This window comes from Pontibacter sp. FD36 (genome assembly GCF_015686655.1).
Classification (GTDB): domain Bacteria; phylum Bacteroidota; class Bacteroidia; order Cytophagales; family Hymenobacteraceae; genus Pontibacter.
On record NZ_JADPMP010000014.1, the window covers coordinates 113,151 to 137,064 of the forward strand.

The window sequence follows — 23,914 nt, forward strand, 5'->3', positions numbered from 1 at the left end:
ATTATTAAAATCTTGCTCTTACGTTAAAGCCTACATTACGCATAGTAGGATAGGCACCACTCTGATATCCAAGTGACTGAGTACCAGCACTCAGACCTTCTTCCGGATCAGAGTATGGCGTGTTCTTGTGGAAGATGTACAGGTTACGACCATAGATTGACAGGTCTATACCCTGGAACACCTTGAATCTGGACACAAGCGACTCTGGCAGAGCGAAGCCCAAAGTAGCCTCTCTCAGTTTCACATAGCTGGCATCGTACACGTGCATTTCTGGCGGGTTGTTGTAACCCATGGCATAGAATACTTCTACACGTGTGTCGTTAGGCGTACCGTCTTCTTTCACACCTGGCAGAATCATACCACCGCTGTTTTCAGCGTAGCTACCATCGGCGTTACGAACAATTGGGTTACGAACCGGGTTGCCCAGGTCGTTAGTGAACGAAGTGTTATCCGGAATACCAGTGTACTGACCATAAGCCTGGTCAAGTGAGAATACGCTGCCACCTTGCTTCACATCAATCAGGAAGCCCAGAGACACACCCTTGTAGCGGAATGTGTTAGTCACACCACCTACCCAGTCAGGGTTGATGTCACCGATGTTGGTGTTGGCGTTTCTGTTAGACAGATACAAACCGTTGGCACCTACTACACGCTGTCCTTGGTCATTGTACACAAAACCAGCACCTCTGATGATACCGAATGGCTCACCTTCAGCTGCGTTAAGCGATACACCACCCTGGAAGGTTGCAATCTGGTAGTTCTGGATTGGACCAAGGTCCTCTACCATACTTCTGTTTCTGGTCCAGTTTGCGTTGATAGTCCAGGAGAAGTCATCTGTTTTGATCGGAGAGCCGAAAGCAGAAACCTCGAAGCCTTTGTTTACCACCTCACCGGCGTTAATCCACTGGGCGTTATAACCAGTAGCTCTTGAGAGCGGCACGTTAAGGATCTGGTCTACAGAGCTTGCGTTGTAATACGTAACGTCAAAACCAGCACGGGCATCCATGAAGGTGAATTCTGCACCAACTTCCCAGCTTTTCGTACGCTCTGGCTTCAGGTCAGGGTTGTTTCTGGTACTGTTAACAGATGCCAGCGAAGTAGAGCCAAATGGTGCTATCAAGTTATACACATCAAACACACTCAGTGGCTCTGCCATGTTACCTACCTCAGCATAGTTGGCTCTGATCTTACCGTAAGTAAACCAGAAGTTAGGCTCCATAAGTTCAGAGAACACAAAGCTACCAGAGATTGATGGATAGAAATAGTCTCTGTTGGCAGGAGGAAGTGAAGAAGACTGGTCAACACGTGAAGCTACGTCAATGAAGGCCAGGTCTCTGTAACCCAATGTGGCACTAGCAAAGTAACCGTTCACACGCAGACGGGTGTCTTGCTCAACCGGAGGGCCAAGAGGGTTGCGTGAGTTGGAAAGCGAGTACAGACGTGGCACCACCAGACCACCGTTTGTGGTAGAGCGGATAAATGATCTCTTCGTATCGCGGATGTTTGTACCGATCGTGGCTTTAAAGTTTAAGTCTTCAGTGAAGTCTCTGTCAACGTTCGCCATCAGGTCGTAGTTAGCTTCGCTGAAACGACCATTGTGTCTGGTATAGCTTGATACACCTACAGAACCTACTGCATAGCGCTCTTCACGGATTTCGTCATAAGTATCCAATGAAGCACGGCCCATGATGCTCAACCAGTCTGTCAGTTTGTAATCCAAACGAACATAACCCAAAGCACGGCGTCTGTTGTCTGAGTTAAAGTTTTCGTAACGAGTCCAGTATGGGTTGTCGAAGAACATTGGACGAGGATCGTTCCAGGCTCTTGGGTTCCAGGTTACGTTTTCACGTGTGTCCAGGTAAGCACGCTCCTGCTCTTTCAGGTCTACGTCAGTTCCCCACCACTGTCTGAAGCCCTGGTTCGGGTTCAGGCCACTGTAACCAGTACCATAACGGCCAATACCATCAGTCTCAGTAAAGTTAATAGAGGTAGTGGCTGTTAGCCTGTCAACAAGGTCGTATGATGTTGAGAAACTGATGAAGTTTTTCGTCACGTTTGAGTTCGGCAGCATACCATCATTGCTGTTGCGGCCATAATTTACTTTAAAGAAACCTTTGTCGCTGGTGCCATCAATTGCGATGCTGTGCGATGTGCCATAAGTAGTTTCAAAGAAAGTAGTCGGGTCGTTTGCGCCAGCCACCCAAGGTGTAGGACGACCAAAGTTTGGAGATGTGCGGTCAAAAGAATCCCAGTTCCAAACAAGCAGGTTCGGATCGAAGCGAGGACCGGCAGAACCGTCTTCGTTCAATACAACCACTCTCTCAGGAGTTCCGTCACCATCAACGTCATTGGCGTAGAAACCAGGGTACTCATCGCTATAAACGGCTCCCGGATAACCTCTGCCATACTCCTTCTGGAAGCGGGTATAAGTGCTTTTATCCAGGAAGCCCCAGTTGGCACCCGAGTTGATCGTCACACCTATACCTTGTCTTTTAGAACCTCTTTTGGTAGTAATCATTACAACACCGTTGGCAGCACGCGAACCGTAAAGTGCAGTTGCAGCGGCGCCTCTCAGGATCGTCATCGACTCGATGTCGTCCGGGTTGATGTCAGCTGCGGCGTTACCGTAGTCATAACCACCTGTACCTCTCTGCTGACCAGCAGTGTTGTTGGTAGAGTTGTCCAGCGGAACACCGTCTACTACGAAGAGTGCCTGGTTAGCACCGCCGATAGACTTGTTACCGCGGATGATCACGTTAGTAGAACCACCCAGGTTGTTGTTCTGAGTTACCTGCACACCAGCCACACGACCAGAAAGCGCATTGGTAAAGTTCTGCTGACGAGTTTGGGCAACTTCTTCTCCTCCTACAGATTGCGCTGCATAAGGAAGTTCGTTTCGGGTACGCTCGATACCGAGGGCTGTTACCACAACCTCACCCAGCTGACGGGTATCGGCTCCCAGGGATACATTCACAGTAGTTGCGTTGCCGATTGGCCGCTCAATAGTCTGATAGCCTACAAAGCGGAACACAAGTGTGTTGCTGCCTTCTGGCACATTCACAGTATAGGTACCATCTGCCCCTGTGGCAGTACCCACCGTAGTGCCCTTCACCAGGACTGTAACTCCTGGCAGCGGCTGATTGGTAGTAGCATCTGTCACCGTACCGGTGATCGCCCTGACTTGAGCCATGGCCTCGTGGATCAAGGCCGACACAAGCAGCAGGCATAGCATTAAAATTTTTTTCATTGCGCTGTTTGTTTAGGTAAGAATTAATTCAAAATAGTTAAGGTGTTATTTTTACTATGCTGGCTAGCAGCCACAGTCTGTATGTTCTATATTGAAAATTGAGCACAGGCTTGCTCTGTCTTTTGATCACCTCCTTCTTCTATCAATTCCTTCGCTCCTGACATTTGATACTGAAGATGCTACCATTAACAAGGATTTCTGCGACTCAGGTTACCTATAGTGCTGACACCAGCACATTTAAGGAAACAGTTACATAATCCAAATCAGATAATCATCCTCTACAGATCACTGTATCAGACACCGGAAAAACTGGAGCAGGTTAAATTATTTATCAAAATAAGGACACAGCCATCGTTAGGGCAGACAGTAAAGTCTGAACATAACAGGCTAATAGCCTTAACAGCAGGCTATGCTACTTCAAAAATTGTTTAGGAGGCCGCTAGTTTGGTTGAAATAGGTAAGCGGCAGTGGGGTAAAAATGACTCTGAGAGTAGTAGAGGTCTTTTCATTGTTTTATTTGTTTAAGGTGAGAGATATTCAATTATAAAGAATGTTTTCGGCTTTCACAAATATTTAATGCGTTTTTTGATCTCAAACACTCATCCTGATCATTCTTACAGGGCATTTTAGGTACTTCTTGCATCAGCAGATTTCGAGCAAAACGGTAAAAGCTCCTCTTTATACGATAAAGTGTCAGAAAAGATAAATTTATTCAATATTATAGTAGAAAAATTAAATTTATAAAACATAAGCTGTACATAATCAAGATCTTAGGTTATCGCGAAACAGTACTTAACTACTTCTACAACTTCCAGCATATAGTGCCTGCTCTTAATTTGAGGGCACAAAAAAGCCCGCTCCTTTAGGGAGCGGGCTGATCAAATGCTTTTATAGGACGCTTAGCTCATCAGTTGAAAAACAGCGAAGGCGGATACATATGCCAGACCTGTCATATACACCAGCTGCGCCAGTGGCCACACCCAGCTTTTAGTCTCGCGACGAACAATGGCCAGGGTGCTGATGCACTGCATGGCAAAGGCGTAGAAGATCAGGAGTGAGAAGGCACGGGCCGGCGTGAAGAACGGATTGCCGTCGGCATCTTTCTCTGACATCAGCTTGTCTTTGATCGTGCTCACGTTCTCTTCCTCCCCTATGCTATAGATGGTAGAGATCGTACCTACAAACACCTCACGTGCGGCAAAAGAAGTGAGCAGCGCTATACCTATCTTCCAGTCGTAACCCAGTGGACGGATAGCCGGCTCAATCGCCTGTCCGAACTTGCCGGCATAGCTCGACTCTAGTTGGTAAGACGACACCAGATTATCAGTTTGTTCTTCGCTCAAGCCTCTGGCTTCAGCCTCTACCGTGGCACGCTCCTCGGCACGCTCAAAGCTATCGCCGGGACCGTAAGAGGCCAGCACCCATAGGATAATGGAAACCGCCACGATGATCTTACCTGCCTCCAGCACAAACGTCTTGGACTTCTCGAAAATGGTAAGTCCCACGTTTTTCCAGCGCGGCATTTTATACACTGGGAACTCCATGATGAAGTAGCTGCGCTCGCGGGCCTTCAGCAACACCTTTAATAAAAGCGCTGAGAAGATGGCAGACAGGAAGCCCAACAGGTATAGCCCCATGAGCACAATGCCCTGCAGGTTCAGGAAGCCAAAGTAGTATACCTCCGGTACCACCAAGGCAATCAGCACCGTGTATACCGGTATGCGGGCCGAGCAGCTCATGAGCGGCGTCACGAAGATCGTGATCATGCGGTCTTTCCAGTTTTCGATGGTACGCGCCGACATGACAGCAGGTACTGCACAGGCCACGCCTGATATAAGCGGCACTACACTTTTACCATTCAGGCCGAACTTGCGCATGATCTTATCCATCATGAAAGTCACGCGGGCCATATAGCCGGTTTCTTCCAGAATGGCAATGAAAGCGAACAATATCGCGATCTGTGGTATAAAGATCAGCACACCACCTAAACCGGCGATTACGCCCTCTGTGAGCAGGTTGATTAGCGGTCCGCTGAAGTTCTCCTGGATAAGTGTATTGAGTCCGGCTATACCTTCATCGATCAGGTCCATCGGGTAACTGGCCCAGGCAAACACCGCCTGAAACACCAGGAACAGCAGCGCCAGGAAGATCAGGTAGCCGAACACGCGGTGCGTCAGCACCTGGTCGATCTTGTTGCTGAACTTCTCCTCTTCTTTGGCTTTCTCTATGCGCACCACATCGAGCAGCACTTCATTTATGCGCACATAGCGGGCTATCGTTTCGTTAGCCTGTGCTGTATTTGACTTAAAGTCAGCCGACTCTAGTAGTTGCGCTATCCAAACTCTATCTTGCTCGGACAGGAAGCGCAGGTTTTTATATTGATGAGCGTAGTGCAGCGCCAGGTAATCGTTGCGCAGATCGAAACGCGCTTTGATCTGGCTAACCGCCTCTTTCAGCTCTTCCGGAATTTCAAAGAAAGTAGCTTTGGCAGGGGTCAGCTGCTGCGACATTACAATCTTGAGTGCGGCTATACCTATGCCTTTGCGGGCATTGAGAGGAATAACCGGCACACCCAGTTCGCGCTGCAGCGCATCAACATCGATCTTCACACCCTCTGTTTCTGCCACGTCCATCATATTGAGGGCCAGTACGGCAGGTATGCGCAGGTCTACCAGCTGGGTAAACAGCAGTAGGTTGCGCTTCAGGTTAGAGGCGTCAGCCGTTACAATAACAAGATCCGGGTAGTGCTTGGAGGCCGGATCGTAGAGCAGGTCGATGATCACACGCTCATCCAGCGACTTAGGATACAGGCTGTAGGTGCCGGGCAAGTCAATGATCTGCGCCTTCAGGTTGGGGGTGATGTGGCTGATGCCCGTCTTCTTGTCGACAGTAACGCCCGGGAAATTGCCCACCTTCTGGTTAAGGCCTGTGAGTTGGTTGAATAGTGAAGTTTTACCCGAATTCGGGTTGCCAATCAAAGCAATTTTAGCCACCGGCTGATGGAGCGTTGCTTTTTTGGCTTCTGGCGCTTCCGCCTCTATGGTAACAGCCATGTGGTAATAAATCTACTTCAGCAGAATGGTTTCAGCTTCGTCTAAACGCAAAGAAAGTGTATAATCATTCACAATGATCGTGACAGGATCACCAAAGGGGGCCTTGCTGTTCAGTTTTACAGCGGTACCAGGTATGCAACCCATCTCCAGCAGCTTGAGTGCCATCTCAGGGTCATTCAAACAGCATATCTCTCCGCTCTCCCCGATCTTCAGATCGCGCACACTCTTCTGGGCCTGTGTTTCTTCTGTCCTATTACGCACGATTTCTCTTCTTTTATTTAGACTCGTTATAAACAACTGCAAGATACAAGCTGTTCCCCGGTATTGCAAAAGAATAAGACTGATGATTTGGATATGAGGTGATTTGAAGATCTGGAGATAGACCGATTTGCTAATTGTTTAATGCGCTAGTGTAGTAAACAGAGAATTACAACTTGTACACCCTGGCAAACCAGCTTCCACTTCCTCACATCCCTCATCATCTGAAAATCCCCAAATTCCTAAACCTACTCCGAAAAGAAAATGCGCTTGACGCGGGTGCTGACGTTTGTGAGGAGTTCGTAAGGGATGGTGCCGATGCGCTGCGCCAGCTCGACCAGCGTGAGTTGCGGGCCAAACACTGTCACTTCATCGTCTACTTTGGCAGGTATACCGGTCACTTCGACCATGCACATGTCCATGCACACATTGCCGATAATGGGGGCTCTTCTGCCATGGAGCAGCACTTCGCCCGCGCCGTTGCTGAAGCGACGGTCGTAGCCATCGGCGTAACCGATGGCGATGGTGGCAATGGTCTTGTCGGTGTCGGCTATACCTTTGCGGCTGTAACCCACGGTTTCACCTGCACGGATCTGCTTGATCTGGGAGATAGTCGTTTTGAGTGTGCTGACAGGCTGCAATGCCTCCTGTTCGGAACCGGTGGACTCGACCCCATACACACCTATACCTAAGCGTACCATATCCAGCTGATGCTCCGGAAAACGCACGATGCCTGCTGAGTTGAGAATGTGCTTGAGCACGGTATAGCCGAGGCGCTCTTCTACTTCAGCAGCCAAAGTCCTGAAGTTTTGTAGCTGCATCCGCGAAAAATCATCGTGGAGGGCTTCGTCAGCCCCGGCCAGATGGCTGAAGGTGCTGACCACCCGCACTTGGGGGTGCTGGGCAAGCAATGTGAATAGCTCCCCAAAGTCATCCCCTGTAAAACCTAGGCGGTGCATGCCCGTGTCGAGCTTCAGGTGAATCTTATAGTTAACATCCGGCCGGGCTGTGGATAAAAAATCACGCAGCAGCTCCAGGGAGTAGATCTCGGGCTCAAGGCTATACTGGTGCAGTTTAGCCAGGCTGTCCGGCGACGGGTTCATGACCATGATGGGCAGCGTAATGCCATGCTCCCGCAGGCTCACCCCTTCGTCCACGTAGGCCACCGCCAGGTAATCTACCCGGTGGAACTGCAGCAGGTTGGCCACCTCAAAGCTGCCGCTACCGTAGGCGAAGGCCTTTACCATGACCATCAGTTTGGTACCAGACGCCAGCTTGGAGCGATAGTAATTCAGGTTGTGCACCAGCGCATCCAGGTTGACCTCCAGCACCGTGCCATGCACTTTCTGCTGAAAGGCCTGCACGATCTTCTCGAAACCAAATACCCGGGCACCTTTGACCAGTATTAACTCATTGCGGAACTGCTCGGAACTGAACTGCTGCAAAAATTCGGCAGTGCTAGTATAAAAGGCTGTATCGCCTCCAAACTTTGATCCATGCGCTTGTATAGTCGGGCCGACCCCGATCAGGCGCTCTACCTGGTGAGCTTTGGTCAGAACTGCTACTTCGCCGTAAAGTTTCTCCTCGGCCATACCTGACTCCAGCAGATCAGAGAGAATCAGGGTGCGCCTACCACGCCTTGGCTGACTGGCCAGCAGATCAAGCGCGATGGATAGCCCGGCGAGGTCGTTATTGTAAGTATCGTCGATCAGGTAGCAGCCGTTGATGGCTTCTTTCATTTCGAGGCGCATGGCTACGGGCTGCAGCCGGTCCATGCGGTCCTGTATGTCGGTGAGCGACATGCCCCGGTGCAGCAACACCACCAAGCAGTGCAGGGCATTCTCCACGGAGGCATCGTCTGTGAAAGGTATAGCCAGGCTGTGCTGCTCGCGCTGCCAGGTATAGCTCACGATCGTTTTATGGCCCGAAATCGTACTGCTGCTGATCTGAACATCCGCCTGCTGCTTGCGGGACCAGGTGAAAGCAGGTATAGCATTCGCCAGCACCGCTTCATGCACCAGCTCGTGATCGCGACAGTAGAAGAGCAACTTCACTTGCTTGAATAGCTGCAGCTTCTCTCCCACCTTCTGTTGTCGATCAGCAAAGCCTTCGTCGTGGGCGCTGCCGATATTAGTAAACAGGCCAATTGTAGGCTGGATGATATTTTGCAGCTTCTGCATCTCGCCTGGTTTCGATATACCCGCCTCAAAAATACCGAAGGTATGGTTGGTGTCGAGTTGCCAAACCGAGAGCGGCACACCGATCTGGGAGTTGTAACTGCGCGGACTCTTCACCACCAACTCCTCCGGACTCAGCAGTTGAGCCAGCCACTCTTTTATGATAGTCTTACCGTTGCTGCCAGTGATGCCCAGCACAGGTATACGAAACTGCGCCCGGTGCCAGGCCGCCACCGCCTGCAAAGCCTCCAGACTGCTTTGCACCTGCAGGATGCTGGCTTCCGGGTATAGCTGCATCAGTCCTGCCATTTCCTCCACAACAAACTGCCGCACGCCCAGCTTGTACAGCTGACTCAGGTATACATGCCCGTCGTTGTACCGCCCCTTGATGGCAAAAAACAGCGTACCTGCCGGCTGCGAGAGCTTGCGGCTGTCGGTAAGCAGGTGCACCACGGGGCTGTCCTGAAGCAACTGTACTACAGTGCCTCCAGTAATGGCTTGAAGCTGGTAAAAGGTAAGCATAAACAAATCGGTTTTCAGGCTCAAAGATACTATTTCGGATGAAGTGATGTGAGGAGCGGCGAAGAATTAAAGCGCCAGGCAATTAATGTTAAAACATGATTGCAAGAAACTATATAGCAGCATTTTCAAAATCAAAACGATACCTTTGCGCTCTTTTCATTTCTCAGAAAGGCGGTTCTCCTGTTTGAAGGAAATGGACGAAGATCAAATAATGAAAGATTAGGAGCATCCACAGGTAGTCAGAAAATGTAGCTCTATATGCTGCAGACCGCTGGACCGAATGGCTTGACTTCAACAATATTTTACAATGGAAACAACGAACACCAAACCATACTATGCGGCAGGTATAGCAGCCTTTGTGATCTGGGGCTTTATACCTTTTCCGCTCAAGGCCCTGGCAGATTATCCCAGCGGACAGATCCTGTTCTTCAGGGTGGCCTTGTCGGTCGTCCTGCTGTTGCTGATCACGGTACTTTTCAGGCGCAAGAACCTGATGCAGACACTATCACTGGTAAAGGCATCGAAACCACGGGAGGCCCGCAAATTTCTGCTCTTCACCTTTCTGGGTGGTTCATTACTGACCATAAACTGGCTGGCATTCATTTATGTTATCAACCACATCAACATCCAGACGGGCTCTTTCTCCTATTTGCTTTGCCCGATACTGACGGCGGTGCTGGGTTTTGCGCTGCTTAAAGAAGAGCTGCGTGCTAACCAGTGGGTGGCTATCGGGCTCAGCGCTCTGAGCTGTGTGCTGATCGGGACCGGTGAACTGACCAGCCTGCTTTTCAGTTTGCTGATTGCGCTGAGCTACGCCTTCTACCTGATCACCCAGCGCATTCTCAAGGTATACGACAAGATCGTGCTGCTCACGCTGCAGCTTTTGCTCTCTTTTGTGTTTATAGCACCGTTTTACGGGCAGCTCAAAGGAAGCTCTGAAGTAGCACTGGACGGTCATTTCTTTCTGATGACAGGTATACTGAGTGCCCTCTTTACGGTATTGCCGTTGTTTCTGAACCTTTATGCGCTTAAAGAGCTCACGTCAGGAACGATTGGCATCCTGATGTACATCAACCCGATCCTCAACTTCGTGGTGGCTTTCCTGTACTTCAACGAAGAGACCACAGCGGTAAAGGTGGCGGCTTACATCCTGATCTTTATCTCGGTGATCATCTACAACATCAACCTGAAAGGGCGCAAGAAGACCGGGGCAGGTCTGGTCATTCCGCCAGTGGGCACTACGGCGGTGGTGAAGTAACGCTTACCTGCCAGAAAACAGAGAGGCCATACCTGCTATGCGTACAGGTATGGCCTCTTTCTGTTGATGAAGTATCCGGTTACTGGTTAGTCCCGTCGATGCGTCTATTAGGTGGCGTCCTGATTTCAGGGCGCTGGTTAGGATTCTCTTCTGCCTGTCTTAGAATATCCTGCTCCACTTGTCGGCGGGCAGCCGTGTCTACATTAGATGGCAGGTTACCGAAGCGATCGGCCTGCTCACCTGTTTCGGCAGTGTCTCCTATAGGAGCCGGTCGTGGACGAATCAAATTACGGGTTGATTCACTCTTTCCGGAAATGGCTTCTGATGTACTGGTATCGTCTGTCGGGTTCGAGGCCGGCCTATCGCCGCAAGCCACCGTGATGGTAGCCATAAAGGCAGCGGCAAGTCCGGTTTTAAATATATTTTTCAGGTTTTTCATGGTCGTTTCAAAATATTAGTCTTCTCTGATTTCTAACGTCCAACCTGTCTATTTGGTTGTAATACAGCCTTCCTGCCCCTTCGCTGGCACTATGCTATCTTAGCCCTTCAGCTTAAAACCCGAATCCTACTCTCACGCCTGTATGCACTTTTTGCCTCTCCTGAAACGAGGTGAAGAAATCGACGCGCAGCACTTTGAAGATGTGCTCTATACCTAAGCCCAGCTCCAGATAGTTTTCTGACTTGCGTGTGTTCAGGTAGTGCAGGCTTACCACTTCCTGCCATTTCAAGCGACGGAAGAGCGGTATTTTATTGAACAGGAAACCATTGAAGTGATGCTCGTAGTGTCCCTCCAGGTAACGACTGTTGGTGCTATACCTATAGTAATCGAGGAGCTGGAAGCCGGTGTACACCCCCGCGAAAATGGTGCGGTTGCCATTGAAGTGGCGGTAGTCCATCAGCCGCATGTTCTCCTTGCCCCAGAAAGTGCCCGCCGTAAAGCTGTACTCGCTACTGCCCAGCAAGCCTAAACTGAAGTCGTCGGAGAGGCGCAGCGCCACGGTAGTATACTGCACATCACCGCCCAGCGCCTTGATACCTCCCCGGTAACCCAGCGAAAAGGTAGGCCAGCGCGAACCGATGTTGATCTTGCGGTCGGGTCGGGAGATGTAGTTCATGCCCGGTCGGAAGGCTACGGTAAAGGCAGCCGTCAGAGCCTGGTGCGGATCGAAGGAGGCATCGGCCAGCTCAGCGTTCTCTGGCACATTGGAGGTAAAGCCGCCGCTACTGCTTTCCCGGAAGGTATAGTCAGTGGAATTCTCCATCGGCATCCGGTGGCTGTAGTCCAGTGATGTGAGTATCGTGACGCCATTGAATATCTCAGAGCGGTAATTCACCCGGGCATAGCCGCGTTGGTAGAGCTTTAGGTAATTGCGCTGCAGCAGCAAGGTATAGATTGTATTGGCGAAAGGCGATATCGGGTTGGTAGAATTAATCTGATCCACAAAGCGACCGCCCTCCACCGAAATCGAACTCCGCTTGATGGGGTCGTAGGTATAGTTCAGGCGCAGTTTGGCGTTGAGCTTCTCATTTGCCAGTCCGTAACGGATGGTAGGTTCTATTTCGTAGTGGCGACGGTCCTCAAAGCTCTGGCGGTACTCCATGCCTACATTCAGCACAGTGCCTTCCACGGTGTTGTATTGCAGCACACTTGGTCCACCTGTCAGACTCAGCAGTGGGTCTATCCGGAAATAGTGGCGCTCGTAGGTGTTGCTGTAGGTATAGCCACGCATGAAAAAGTTGCCAAAGGTCGGCTTGTTCCGGATACGGTCCAGCGAGTCTTTGTAAACCCTAGACTCACGGATCACTTCCAGGCTGTCTTTGCGTTGGTAATCTGTTTGCTCTTCCTCAGTCAGCGGCACCGGTCTGATTTCAGCCCAATAGGCCGAGTCACGGGTGTTCGCCTCTTTCTCTACAACCAACACTTCGCGACTAAACAACTTTTCATTATGTATGGCAGGCTGCTCCTCAGGCGTGACTTCCTTAGGCTTGATCACCCGGGCACGCTGCCGTCGTGCTGGTTTCACTTCTACTGCTACGGCGTCTTCCACTATTTCCGGTTCGGGCTCCACCACCGTTGGTGGACGGCTGTAGGCGGGTTGCACCTTATACTTGGAGTACACGCCCATGGCATAACCACCTCCCTTGAAGCCCAGTCCGGAGGCCTCAAAGGTAAAGCGCTGTGACACCGGCATCCAGACATGGTCCTGCACCGGCGCGTATACCTGTCGCACCCGGATGAAATCGACGAAATCGATGCCGGCATTCTTGGTGAGGGTAAGGTCGGTACTGTGGATGCGCCAGGTGCCGTCTACGATGTAGATGTTGCCTTGAAAAACCGGGTCATTTTTGCGCCTTGGAATGACTTTGATCTTGTTGATGGTGCGACCGTTTTCTTCAAAGGCCCCCTGGTACTCGAAGCGGTAAAAGAAGAGGGCATTGTTGGCCAGCGGCGATACAAAGCCCCGTTCGCTCAGGCCCTGCACCTTGAGCAGGTTATCATAGAAGCTGATGTTCATCTCCGAAGCCTGATTGAAGCTGAAGCCCTGCTTCTTGCCACTCACTTTAGAGGAGATGATGCGCTCGTTCACCTTGTTCGGTTTCTTGAAATGCAATTCCGACACCGACTCCGACAGGTATACGATGCCCGTGTCCACATCCACCACCCGCACACCGAGTACTTTGCCGGGCACTTTGTCCATGCGGGCCACGCCCTTCATGTATACCCGGGCACTCCAGGCATTCACTTCGTCGCGGTGGTACTTGCGCAGCCGGATGGCATTGCGCATGATGCCGTAGGCCGGGTCCTCGTCCGCTGCTTTCACCACTACTTCTTTCAGGTTGAGTACCTCCGGCATCAGTTGCACGTTCAGTTCCTGCGCTCCGTCGCCTATGGTCACCGTCTCAATGCGTGCCCGATACCCGACATACTTAAACTCCAGGGTATAGGTACCCGCTGGTAGTTGCAGTTGGTAATTGCCCTGGTCGTTGGAGGCGGTTCCGCTGGCTGTTTCTTTGATGTAGATGCTGGCAAAAGGCAGGCCTTGGTTGTTCTCGTCTGTGATGCGTCCACGCAAGGTGCCCGCCATGGTGATGGCCGGCAACAGGTATAGCAGGAAGAGTAGAAAAGCAGGGCGCATGTACGGAGGCTCTTATCTGGAATGTTATGCTTTACAATTTAAGAACTAACGACAAAACCAGCCCCTCGTGTTTAGCTTTTTCAGAATTTTAGCTCGCCAAACCCTTTACAGGTATACACTTTTGCATGGCTATACCTTAGAAAACCCCAGCGCACGCTATCCTTGGTCATTTTGTAACAGGTGCGGTAACATCTGGCAAAGCCTCAGCTGCTGCTATACCTTGGGCAGCTTCGTTTCGTGGGCCTCGATCTCGCGCTGTGACAGCCGGTTTTTGTAGCGCACGTTTAGCACCACCCCTACCAACACCAGCCCCATACCGATGTAAGTTGCCAGCTCAAAGTGCTCGTCGAACAGGATAAAGCCCAGCGAAAGTGCATAAATAATCCCGATGAAGTTAAGATTCGCCACCTTGGAAATCTCTTCTGCCTGGTACGACATGGTCATGTAGTATTGCCCCAGTTGCGTAAGCACTCCCACCAGCAACAAAATGCCCCAGTCCCAGCCATCGGGCTGCACCCAGTTGAAAATGGAGTAGATACCTGAGATGGGGAGCGCCACTAGCGGGAAGTAAAACACGATTACCAGCGGATGTTCCCGTGTATTCAGGCGTCGGATAAAGTTATAGGCCAGTCCTGAGAACACAGCACTCATCACGCCCAGCCACACATAAAATGAATCGGCACTGGCATCAAAACCCTCAATGACAAGAATCCCTGCAAACGACACCGCAAAGAATACCCACTGCCAGGATCTGACTTTCTCCTTCACAATGAAAATACCCATGATCGTGGTAAAGATGGGCGACAGATATTGTAGCGTAGCCGCTGTGGCTAGCGGTATATTTTGCAATGTGGTAAAGAACAGCATGAGCGCCATGGCTCCGGCCGCCCCTCGGGCTATCAGCAGGCCATGGTTGCTACCCCATACGCTTACCCGCTTAGCACGTAGCACGACGAAGCTCATCACCAGCGACACCACCGAACGGAACAAGATCACCTCAATGGCAGGTATATGCGGCACCATTTTCACGCACACGTTCATGAGCGAGAAAAACAGCGTAGACAGTAGCATGTACCTGACTCCTTTTGAAAACATACTTAATTCTATTTTTGAAACCACAAAGGTGGGGGGAATTAGGTTGATTTGCGTAATTTAATTGTGGTATTGCTAACTTGTTTTTAGTTGGCAATAGCGCAACTCTTGTAAGCCCAAACTTGTTTTAAACAGGAGCAAAACGAACGATTTGGAACGACAGAAAAAACAGAAAACCTATACCCCGAAAGAGGCCCTGATTAAGGCGGCGGCTTACTGTGCATACCAGGAGCGCACCCAGCAGGAAGTGCGCACGAAGTTGTATACCTATGGACTCGAACCGGACGATGTAGAAGAAATCATTGTGCGGCTGGGTCAGGAAAAGATGCTGGATGAAGAACGCTATGCACAGGCCTATGTGCGCGGCAAGTATGGCCTTAAGAAATGGGGACGCCGTAAGATTGTGCAGGGCCTAAAGTCTAAAGGCATTTCGGACTACTGCATTAAGCAGGGCCTAAAGGAAATTGATTACGACGTGTACGAGCAGAACCTGCTGCAGCTTTTAGAGAAGAAAAACGCCACCGAAAAAGAAAAGAACCCCTTCGCCCGACGCCAGAAGCTAACGTATTACCTGGTCAGCAAAGGCTATGAAAATGATTTAGTGCAGGATGCGCTGAAACAGTTAGAAAAGTAGAAAGTTGGGGATAGAGTATCTCCTGCCCTCGCTCGCGACCCGCGAGTGTGAGTTATCCAGCGGACTCCGCTCACCTATCTTCATATTTTACTGTCATTTCGACGATAGGAGAAATCTGGATTCAATCAAAGCCTGTGTAGAGCCCACTGTCATTCTGTAAAGAAACCCGGTCAGAAGGAAATTAAGCCTATGCTATCTACTACCAAGATCCTTACAGGAGGACATGAAAGTGTAGAATGAAATGACTTTGCTATAATGAAGGCTTCGTGTAGCTACTAAATTCAAAGTATATGATTCATAGCAAATGGCTCAAATCCTTTGAAAGTGGCGGGACGCAAGCGAGGGCCATAAAACCGTGCATCAACAACAATTTAACCATCAACAATTTACCCATCAAACTACCTCCTCTTCGGCATCTCCGGATTTTGAATACGCCGTTGCGGGACCAGCACCACTTTGCGGCCGGTGATTTCCTCCAGCATAGGCTTCAGTACTTTCTCGGCATTTACCTGCGTCTGGCGTAGTATACCTGATTCCAGGGCCGCCTCCTTTACGTTGGACTCGGCATAGCGGTAGCTTTCCTGCACCAGGTCTGCATCCTGGAAATATGTATTCTCTTTTGAAAAGACTTTGGACTTGTTGTGGTCTATTTTATAGTAGCAGATTTCAGGCTCCGGCAAACTGATCTGCACCAGTGAGTCACCTCGAAAGAGGATATCCTGTTCTGTCAGTTTCGTAAAATCGATGCAGCCCACGGCTTCTCCCGTCACGATCAGTACCACTTTGGAGTTAGGCACCCAGCGCGACACGTCTTTTTCGTACTCCACCACATCTTTGAAATTATAGCGCACCAGCTCCATTTTCCCGAGTTCTTCTACAGTAGTCAGGATAGTGTTGTGGTTGACGATAACTTCGGGTTGTTTTTCGTCGGGTCCGAAAGTGTCTTTCACCTGGCGCCAGACAAACCAGCCTACCAGTAGCAGCAAAACAAAAGGGAGCAGACGAAACAACAGTCGGATAAGGGGCGTGAGCATTTTTGTGTCTTTGTGATCGCTATTGTCTACACAGCAATTATGGTGCTAAAGTTCAAATTCGCTACAGGGCTATACCTAGCCGCTCCTTAAAACCGGCATTGCCCTGCAGTCCACCGGTATGCACCACCACAATGCGACTGCCTTTGGGGAAATAACCTTTCTGTATCAAATCGATTAGCCCGTAGAACATCTTACCGGTATACACAGGCTCCAACGGCAGGCTGTGCTCCTGCTGAAAGTCACGTATAAAGTCCAACAATTCAGGCCTTACCTTGGCATAGCCACCAAAGTGGTAGTCATTAATCAGCTGCCAGTTGTCGTAGTGTTGCCCGCTATAGCTTTTGATCAGTTGCTCTATTTCTTCTTTCAAGAAGTCTCCACCTTTCAAAGCCGGATAGCCCAGCACTTGCTTCTCGCCTTTAAGCCCGGCGATGATGCCGGCCAGGGTACCGCCCGTGCCGCTGGCGCAGCAGATGTAGTCGTAGTCGATGGAGATGTCTGACACAATTTCAGTACAGCCTTTTACGGCGAGGGCATTGGTGCCGCCTTCGGGAATAATATAAGGATTGTCGAACTGCTCAGCCAGTTGCGTCAGGTATAGCGGGTCAGACTTCTGTCGGTACGCTTCGCGGGAGATGTAGTGCAGTTCCATACCTGCTGCCTGGGCAAATGTAAGCGTGGGGTTGAGCGGCAGATGCTCTTCTCCCCGGATGATGCCAATGGTTTTAAAACCGAACTCCTGCCCTGCCGCCGCTACTGCCGCGATGTGGTTGGAATAGGCGCCGCCAAAGGTCAGCAGCGTGTTGTGTAGCAGCCGCTTTGCCTCCTTCAGGTTGTACTTGAGTTTGCGCCACTTATTGCCCGATATAGTGGGGTGCAGCAAGTCCTCCCGCTTCACCCAAAGCGCTATACCTTGTTCCTCCCAAACTGGACTGTGCAACTGTTGCAGCGGTGCTTCCATCGGCATCAAAACAAAGGCCCCGTATTTGCATACAGGGCCTTTGGCTTATACGATTACTTCTTTTTCTACTTCTGCAGGTTTGCGACGCATCCCATAAAAGATCGCCCCACCGATCACTACCAACAGTAGAATCGATGAAATCAGTGAGATGGTATTGCCTAAGGTATAAGAACTCGGCTCGAACTTAAACTCGATGGTATGCTTACCTGCCGGCACTTCCATGGCACGCAAGATGTAGTTCACCCGGATGTGATCCACCGGCTGTCCGTTCAGGTAAGCCTGCCAGCCGTCGGCATAGTATACTTCTGAGAATACTGCCAGACCGGCCTGCGCCGCATTTACCGCGTAGGTCAGGGCATTTGGCTGGTATTCGGTTAGCTCGATGGTAGAGCCTTCCGCATTATAGCTAGTCGCTGCCGTCTTGAATTTCGAAACATCCACCACAGCCGTGGTGCTGGCGTCCAGTCCGTTCAGGGCTTCTATCTCTTCATCCGGAGTATTCACCGTCTTCACCTCACTCACAAACCAGGCATTGCCCAAGGCACCCGGTAGACGCTGCACCGGCTGCTGCGGATCGCCTGTGATCACGTAGCGGGTGTTGAGCATGCGCAGCACTTCCAGATTGTTCTGCACGATATGGCGGTCGATCACATCCTGGTAGCGGCGCATTTTGGCGCCATGGTACCCACCCACTGACTTATGGAAGTAAGAAGTGCGGGCATCGTTGAACGGATTCGGCAGGTAGAGCACGCGGTAGTGCGGATCTTTGTCCTGCAGGATCATCTGGTCGGCTTTGGTCGGTTGGAAGTGGTTTTCTACTACACGTTTCTCAAAGTCGCCGTCGTTCAGGTAGCGCTTGTTCACGCTCCACAGGTCCACGAGTATCAGCAAACCTATACCTGCCATGGCCATAGTAGCCGACACTTTGCCTTTGAGGTAGAAGTAAAGTAGTCCGAAGGCCAGCGCGATAAAGACGAATGCACGCAGGGCATCCGAGCGCATCATGCTTTCGCGGTCGGCACGGATAGCGTCTAATGGGAAGTAAGACTGCTGCAATTGCGGATCGACTGCTCCTACAAAGCTGGCTGAGCCCGCAAACACCCACACCAGCAAACAGATACCGGCTGTGATACCACCTGAAATCATCAGTTTCTTGTCCAGGTCTTTGATCAGATTACGATCGCGGATGACTTTGTAAAGCGCCAGTATACCTAACAACGGCATCGTGATCTGTGCAATGATCAGGGCTGATGAAACTGCCCTGAACTTGTTGTAGCCCGGGAAGTAATCGAACATGAAGTAGTTGAAAGCCTCAAAGTTCTTACCCCAAGCCAGCACAATAGACAGGATGGTGGCGCCAACCAGCCAGATGCGGGTTGGCTTGGGCACGATGAAGAGGCCCAACACGAACAGGAATATTATAATGGCTCCTACGTACACCGGGCCGCTCGTCATCGGCTGAGGTCCCCAGTAAGTAGGCAAGCCTTGCTCTAGTGCTTGCTCTGCCTGAACCGGTGGCAAGCCAAGCCCCAGTAACGCCTGGTAGCTCTGCGAATCTTTATCGAGTCGGGTGTTGCTGCTGCTCCCTCCATAGAAGTCAGGTATAAGCAGTGTCATGGTTTCGCCCACGCCATAGCTCCAGCTAAAGGCATAGTCGCGGTCAAGGCCGCTGGAAGTTTTGTCGCCACTGTTGGCCACGCTTAGCTCCGACTTGCCGCGGATACTGTGTTGGCTGTACTCAGCCACGGTATACAGTCTGCCAAAGTTCACGCCTACCGCCAGCACGGCAGCCACTGCCAGCACCAGTCCACGCTTGATCAGGTCGGCTATTCTGCCTTCTTTTATAGCATAGATCAGTTCCACCACTATCCATACCAGCACCATCAGAAGCATGTAGTAGGTCATTTGGAGGTGGTTGAAGTGCAGGTTGAGTGTGAGTGCCAATGCAAAAATGGCAGCCCCTATCCAGACATTCCGCCGGAGGGCATAGAACATACCGGCGAGTACCAACGGAATGTAAGCAATGGTCAGTGATTTGGTATTATGACCCGCCTCCAGGATGATAAAGTTGTAGGAAGTAAAGGCAATGGCTATAGCGCCGATAATAGACACCCAGGTATTGAGCCGCAGCGTGACCAGCAGAATGTAGGCACAGAGGAGCGTGATAAAGATATTACCCGCCATAGCTGGCAGGTTGAAAGTCAGGATGGCATGGATGTAGCCCGAAAAGTCGCCGGGATAGCGGGTATTGATCAGGTACGAAGGCATGCCGCTGAACATGGAGTTTGTCCAGAGGGTCTCTTCGCCGGTAGCCTCGCGATAGTCTTGTATCTCTTTGGCTCCGCCCTTGAACTGCAGGATGTCATGCTGCGCCATCCCCTTGCCCTCAAACAGGACAGGAGCGAAGTATACGGCAGTAAGAAGAAGGAAAATCAGGATCGCGATGAGATGCGGAAGCACATCGCGCTTAAAGTCAATAGAAGCTGTCATATCTTTCAGGAAACCTTAGAGCATGTTTAAAATTCATCCTTTGCGCTGCAAAAACGAAATTCAAATATGCTCTTTGAATAGAGCTGAAAGATAGGGTTTTTATTTTATTTCTTCATAATCGACGTACTGCCCGCCATTGAAATCCTTGCGATCTGGTTGCTCTGGCACATAGTCGATCTTGATATCGCCCTTTTGTCGGCCATTGCCATTCGCTTGCGTCTCAGGACGTGGTTGGTTCATGTTAGAGTAAAAGAAAGTGCCGTTGCGCAGGCTCTTCTTCACAAAAAAAGCAAGCAACCAGCGAAACAGAATAGGCGCTACCAATCGGATAAAAAAGACAACGAGTAGGGTAACGAATATGAATTTGATCATGATAGTCGGTTAAGGTATAGCCAGCACAAGACGGCTGTCTATTATTTAACAAAAACAGTACCTGTTCAGATACAATTCCCCTGCCAAAAAGTTTTTCCTGTCATTTCGGCGGGGCTTAGGCAAAGATAAGGATTTTGTATACGGCTTAAAAATGACGGTTGTGCCCAAAATGCAAAAAGCCTTCCCCATGACAGAGAAGGCTTTTCGGTTTATCAGAAGCGACTCACTACACACTCAGGTATAGGTTGCGCTCGGAGTATACTTTCACAAAGTAGTCGTCCTGCAGATTGTCGATGAAGTAAATCGCCTCACCCGTTGACTTCATTTCAGGGCCGAGCTCCTTATTCACTTCAGGGAACTTGCTGTGCGAGAACACAGGCACTTTGATGGCATATCCCTCTTTGTGGGGGTTGAAGTTGAAGTCTTTCACCTTCTTCTCTCCCAGCATGATCTTGGTAGCGTAGTTGATGTATGGCTCACGGTAAGCTTTCGCGATGAACGGAATGGTACGTGATGCACGCGGATTCGCCTCAATCACGTATACCTCTTCATTCTTCACGGCAAACTGTATGTTGATAATACCCACCGTGTCCAGTGCCAGTGCGATTCGCTTCGTGTAATCTTCGATCTTCTTGATCACGTTTTCGCTTAGGTCGAACGGAGGAAGTACCGCGTACGAGTCACCGGAGTGGATACCAGCCGGCTCGATGTGCTCCATGATGCCGCAGATGTGCACGTCCTCGCCGTCACTGATCGCGTCGGCCTCTGCCTCTATGGCATGGTCCAGGAAATGGTCAAGTAGCACCTTGTTGCCCGGATGGTCTTTCAGCAGGTCGATCACGTGAGCTTCGAGCTCTTTCTCGTTGATCACGATCTTCATGCTCTGGCCACCAAGTACGTAGCTTGGGCGCACCAGCAGCGGGAACTTCAGCTCTTTGCAAAGCTCCAGTGCCTCTTCAGCTGTTTCAATTACACCAAACGGAGGGTAAGGAATGTCAAGGTCACGCAGTAAAGAAGAGAACGAACCACGGTCTTCGGCGAGGTCAAGTGCTTTGTAGCTTGTACCAATCACTTTGATGCCATAGCGATCCAGTTTCTCAGCCAGTTTCAGGGCTGTCTGTCCACCTAACTGCACAATTACACCTTCCGGTCTCTCGTGCAGGATGATATCGTAGATGTGCTCCCAGAACACTGGCTCGAAGTACAGCTTGTCCGAAATGTCGAAGTCTGTTGAAACCGTTTCGGGGTTGCAGTTGATCATGATGGTTTCGTAGCCGCACTCCTTGGCCGCCAGTACCCCGTGCACACAGCTGTAGTCGAACTCGATGCCTTGGCCGATGCGGTTCGGGCCCGAACCCAGCACCACGATCTTTTTCTTATCAGTTACTACACTTTCGTTTTCACCGTCGAAGGTGCTGTAGAAGTATGGCGTCTTGGCTTCGAACTCGGCAGCGCAGGTATCCACCATTTTGTAAACACGCTGTATACCTAGCTCCATGCGCACAGCATGTACTTCGCTCTCAAGACAGCGCAGGATGTGCGCGATCTGACGGTCGGCGTAGCCTTTCACTTTGGCTTCACGCAGCAGTTCGCCTGGTAGGGTAGCCAGGGTATACTTCTCCATCTCCTTCTCCAGCATGTCGATCTCTTCGATCTGCGCCAGGAACCAAGGGTCGATCTTGGTCAGGTTCTGGATGGTGCTGGTAGGTATACCGATGCGCATGGCATCTTTGATACAGAACAAACGGTTCCAGCTTGGATTCTTCAGGTTGTAAATGAGGTCATCGTAGTTGGTCATCTCCTTGCCGTCAGCACCCAGACCATTACGCTTGATCTCCAAGCTCTGGCAGGCTTTCTGAAGCGCCTCCTGGAAGGTACGGCCAATGCCCATCACCTCGCCCACAGACTTCATCTGCAGACCCAGCGTGCGGTTAGCGCCCTTAAACTTATCAAAGTTCCAGCGTGGTATCTTCACGATCACGTAGTCCAGCGCCGGCTCAAAGTAAGCCGAGGTAGTCTTGGTGATAGCGTTCTTTAGTTCATCCAAATTATAACCGATGGCCAGTTTGGCAGCGATCTTGGCGATTGGGTAACCCGTCGCTTTAGAGGCCAGTGCCGACGAGCGGGAAACGCGCGGGTTGATCTCGATGCCGATAATGGTATCATCATCCGGGCTCACGGAGAACTGCACGTTACAGCCACCTGCAAACTGCCCGATGCCATTCATCATCTTGATAGCCAGGTCGCGCATCTGCTGGTATACTGTGTCCGGCAGGGTCATGGCTGGCGCTACTGTGATGGAGTCGCCGGTGTGTACGCCCATCGGGTCAAAGTTCTCGATCGAACAAATAATGATGACGTTGCCAAGGTTGTCGCGCAGCAGTTCGAGCTCGTACTCTTTCCAGCCCATGATGCTTTGCTCTACCAGTACTTCGTGCACCGGCGAGGCATGCAGGCCGCGGGTCAGGGCTGCGTCGAATTCCTCAGGGGTATTAACAAAACCGCCCCCCGTACCACCAAGGGTAAACGAAGGGCGAATCACGAGTGGAAAACCGATTTCCTGCGCTATCTCTTTTCCTTCCAGGAACGAGGTAGCTGTTTCTCCCTTACAAACATTCACCCCGAGCTCGAGCATCTTCAAACGGAACTTCTCGCGGTCTTCGGTGGTCTCAATCGCGTTGATGTCTACACCGATTATTTTGACGCCATACTTCTCCCAGATACCTGCCTTATCGCATTCGATGCACAGGTTCAGGGCTGTCTGCCCACCCATGGTCGGCAGCACGGCGTCGATCTGATGCTTTTCCAGAATTTCAATGATGTACTTCTTCTCAAGCGGCTTGAGGTACACATTGTCCGCCGTTACGCTATCGGTCATGATAGTGGCGGGATTCGAGTTGATAAGCGTCACTTCGATCCCCTCTTCGCGAAGGGAACGGGAGGCTTGGGAGCCCGCATAATCAAACTCGCAGGCCTGGCCGATTACAATAGGGCCAGAACCAATAATCAGAACGGATTTAATACTGGTGTCTCTAGGCATGTGCTTTGGTAGGTATAAATTGCCCAAAGTTACCGCAAATTGTTGGGGCTCACAAACGAAAAGTGCGACCCAAGGCTTTCTTTTTTTAACATAAGACACCCGCTATACCTAAAACTAACGGAAAGGAAGCTTGCTAATCGCCCTCCTCGAGCACAAAAAGCTCGTTTACAGTCAAGCCAAAGAGGTTTGACATTTTGAGCGAAAGCAAGGTAGAAGGCAGGTATTTATTTTTCTCGATGGCGTTGATGGTCTGGCGGCTCACACCCAAAGCCTCGGCCAGTTGCTCCTGGGTCATGCCTTTTTAAAAGCAAAAATTTTAACTAGCATCATCCAGCCTTAACACAGGATGTAGCCAAACCTTGCGTCCGCGATACGTACACAAAGTATAACCTAATATAAACAGCCATGGAAACACCACGTGAAGACGATTATATAACCAATTCGGAAGAGAGCGAGCGTCTGCCTGAAGAAAACCCGGAACCGCTGGAGGGCCTCAAAAAAGAGGAGCACGACATTATAGACGCTGAGCCAGAAGGTATAGAGGAGGGCGGCAATGCCGCAGCCAAAAATGAAGAAGACACCCGCAAACTTGACGGTAGTAACGCCAATAACCTGAGAACAAAATAATTTTCTTCAGGT

At 50.6% G+C, this 23,914-nt stretch carries 16 protein-coding genes; 3 read left to right on the forward strand and 13 right to left on the reverse strand.

Annotated elements, in window-relative coordinates; translation table 11 throughout:
- Positions 1-4: 4 nt before the first annotated feature.
- From I0P70_RS19285 to I0P70_RS19300, 4 genes are all read right to left on the reverse strand, one after another.
- Entirely contained in the window at positions 5-3,247 is a 3,243-nt protein-coding gene (locus tag I0P70_RS19285) for a SusC/RagA family TonB-linked outer membrane protein (protein WP_230392301.1), read from the reverse strand.
- Positions 3,248-4,146: 899 nt separating this feature from the next.
- Positions 4,147-6,300, reverse strand: coding sequence for a ferrous iron transport protein B (gene feoB, locus I0P70_RS19290; protein WP_196120772.1), 2,154 nt, complete (start codon positions 6,298-6,300; stop codon positions 4,147-4,149).
- Between the two features lie 12 nt (positions 6,301-6,312).
- Positions 6,313-6,561 (reverse strand): FeoA family protein, encoded by a 249-nt coding sequence (locus I0P70_RS19295; RefSeq protein WP_007657272.1) that lies wholly within the window; start codon positions 6,559-6,561, stop codon positions 6,313-6,315.
- Between the two features lie 245 nt (positions 6,562-6,806).
- Complete coding sequence (locus I0P70_RS19300) at positions 6,807-9,257, reverse strand: bifunctional UDP-N-acetylmuramoyl-tripeptide:D-alanyl-D-alanine ligase/alanine racemase (protein WP_196120773.1); 2,451 nt, start codon at positions 9,255-9,257, stop codon at positions 6,807-6,809.
- 307 nt (positions 9,258-9,564) lie between these two features.
- Here I0P70_RS19300 and I0P70_RS19305 point away from each other — a divergent pair, with 307 nt between their 5' ends.
- Positions 9,565-10,515 (forward strand): EamA family transporter, encoded by a 951-nt coding sequence (locus tag I0P70_RS19305; protein WP_196120774.1) that lies wholly within the window; start codon positions 9,565-9,567, stop codon positions 10,513-10,515.
- Positions 10,516-10,594: 79 nt separating this feature from the next.
- Here I0P70_RS19305 and I0P70_RS19310 read toward each other — a convergent pair whose 3' ends face one another.
- The 3 genes from I0P70_RS19310 to I0P70_RS19320 all read right to left on the reverse strand — a co-directional run bounded on the left by I0P70_RS19310 (position 10,595) and on the right by I0P70_RS19320 (position 14,747).
- Positions 10,595-10,954 carry a hypothetical protein gene (locus I0P70_RS19310; RefSeq protein ID WP_196120775.1) on the reverse strand — a complete coding sequence of 120 codons (360 nt, stop codon included), beginning with the start codon at positions 10,952-10,954 and terminating at the stop codon, positions 10,595-10,597.
- Positions 10,955-11,066: 112 nt separating this feature from the next.
- The gene (locus tag I0P70_RS19315; protein ID WP_196120776.1) at positions 11,067-13,652 is read right to left on the reverse strand and encodes a DUF5686 and carboxypeptidase regulatory-like domain-containing protein; all 2,586 of its coding nucleotides are present in this window, start codon (positions 13,650-13,652) and stop codon (positions 11,067-11,069) included.
- A gap of 213 nt (positions 13,653-13,865) precedes the next feature.
- The gene (locus I0P70_RS19320; RefSeq protein ID WP_196120777.1) at positions 13,866-14,747 is read right to left on the reverse strand and encodes a DMT family transporter; all 882 of its coding nucleotides are present in this window, start codon (positions 14,745-14,747) and stop codon (positions 13,866-13,868) included.
- Positions 14,748-14,895: 148 nt separating this feature from the next.
- Here I0P70_RS19320 and I0P70_RS19325 point away from each other — a divergent pair, with 148 nt between their 5' ends.
- Positions 14,896-15,378: a regulatory protein RecX gene (locus I0P70_RS19325; protein ID WP_196120778.1), complete on the forward strand. Its 483-nt coding sequence runs from the start codon at positions 14,896-14,898 to the stop codon at positions 15,376-15,378.
- Positions 15,379-15,776: 398 nt separating this feature from the next.
- Here I0P70_RS19325 and I0P70_RS19330 read toward each other — a convergent pair whose 3' ends face one another.
- The 6 genes from I0P70_RS19330 to I0P70_RS19355 form a co-directional block, all read right to left on the reverse strand.
- Positions 15,777-16,412: a DUF4230 domain-containing protein gene (locus I0P70_RS19330; protein ID WP_196120779.1), complete on the reverse strand. Its 636-nt coding sequence runs from the start codon at positions 16,410-16,412 to the stop codon at positions 15,777-15,779.
- Between the two features lie 61 nt (positions 16,413-16,473).
- Positions 16,474-17,379 carry a 1-aminocyclopropane-1-carboxylate deaminase/D-cysteine desulfhydrase gene (locus tag I0P70_RS19335; protein ID WP_196120780.1) on the reverse strand — a complete coding sequence of 302 codons (906 nt, stop codon included), beginning with the start codon at positions 17,377-17,379 and terminating at the stop codon, positions 16,474-16,476.
- Positions 17,380-17,418: 39 nt separating this feature from the next.
- A complete protein-coding gene (locus tag I0P70_RS19340; RefSeq protein ID WP_230392303.1) occupies positions 17,419-19,863 on the reverse strand; it encodes a YfhO family protein in 2,445 nt (814 codons plus the stop codon).
- A 99-nt stretch (positions 19,864-19,962) separates the two neighbouring features.
- The gene (locus I0P70_RS19345) at positions 19,963-20,235 is read right to left on the reverse strand and encodes a DUF4834 family protein (protein WP_196120781.1); all 273 of its coding nucleotides are present in this window, start codon (positions 20,233-20,235) and stop codon (positions 19,963-19,965) included.
- Between the two features lie 226 nt (positions 20,236-20,461).
- Positions 20,462-23,275: a carbamoyl-phosphate synthase large subunit gene (gene carB / locus I0P70_RS19350; RefSeq protein WP_196120782.1), complete on the reverse strand. Its 2,814-nt coding sequence runs from the start codon at positions 23,273-23,275 to the stop codon at positions 20,462-20,464.
- 133 nt (positions 23,276-23,408) lie between these two features.
- Positions 23,409-23,570 (reverse strand): helix-turn-helix transcriptional regulator, encoded by a 162-nt coding sequence (locus I0P70_RS19355; protein WP_196120783.1) that lies wholly within the window; start codon positions 23,568-23,570, stop codon positions 23,409-23,411.
- 110 nt (positions 23,571-23,680) lie between these two features.
- Here I0P70_RS19355 and I0P70_RS19360 point away from each other — a divergent pair, with 110 nt between their 5' ends.
- Entirely contained in the window at positions 23,681-23,902 is a 222-nt protein-coding gene (locus I0P70_RS19360; protein ID WP_040574204.1) for a hypothetical protein, read from the forward strand.
- Positions 23,903-23,914 lie beyond the last annotated feature (12 nt).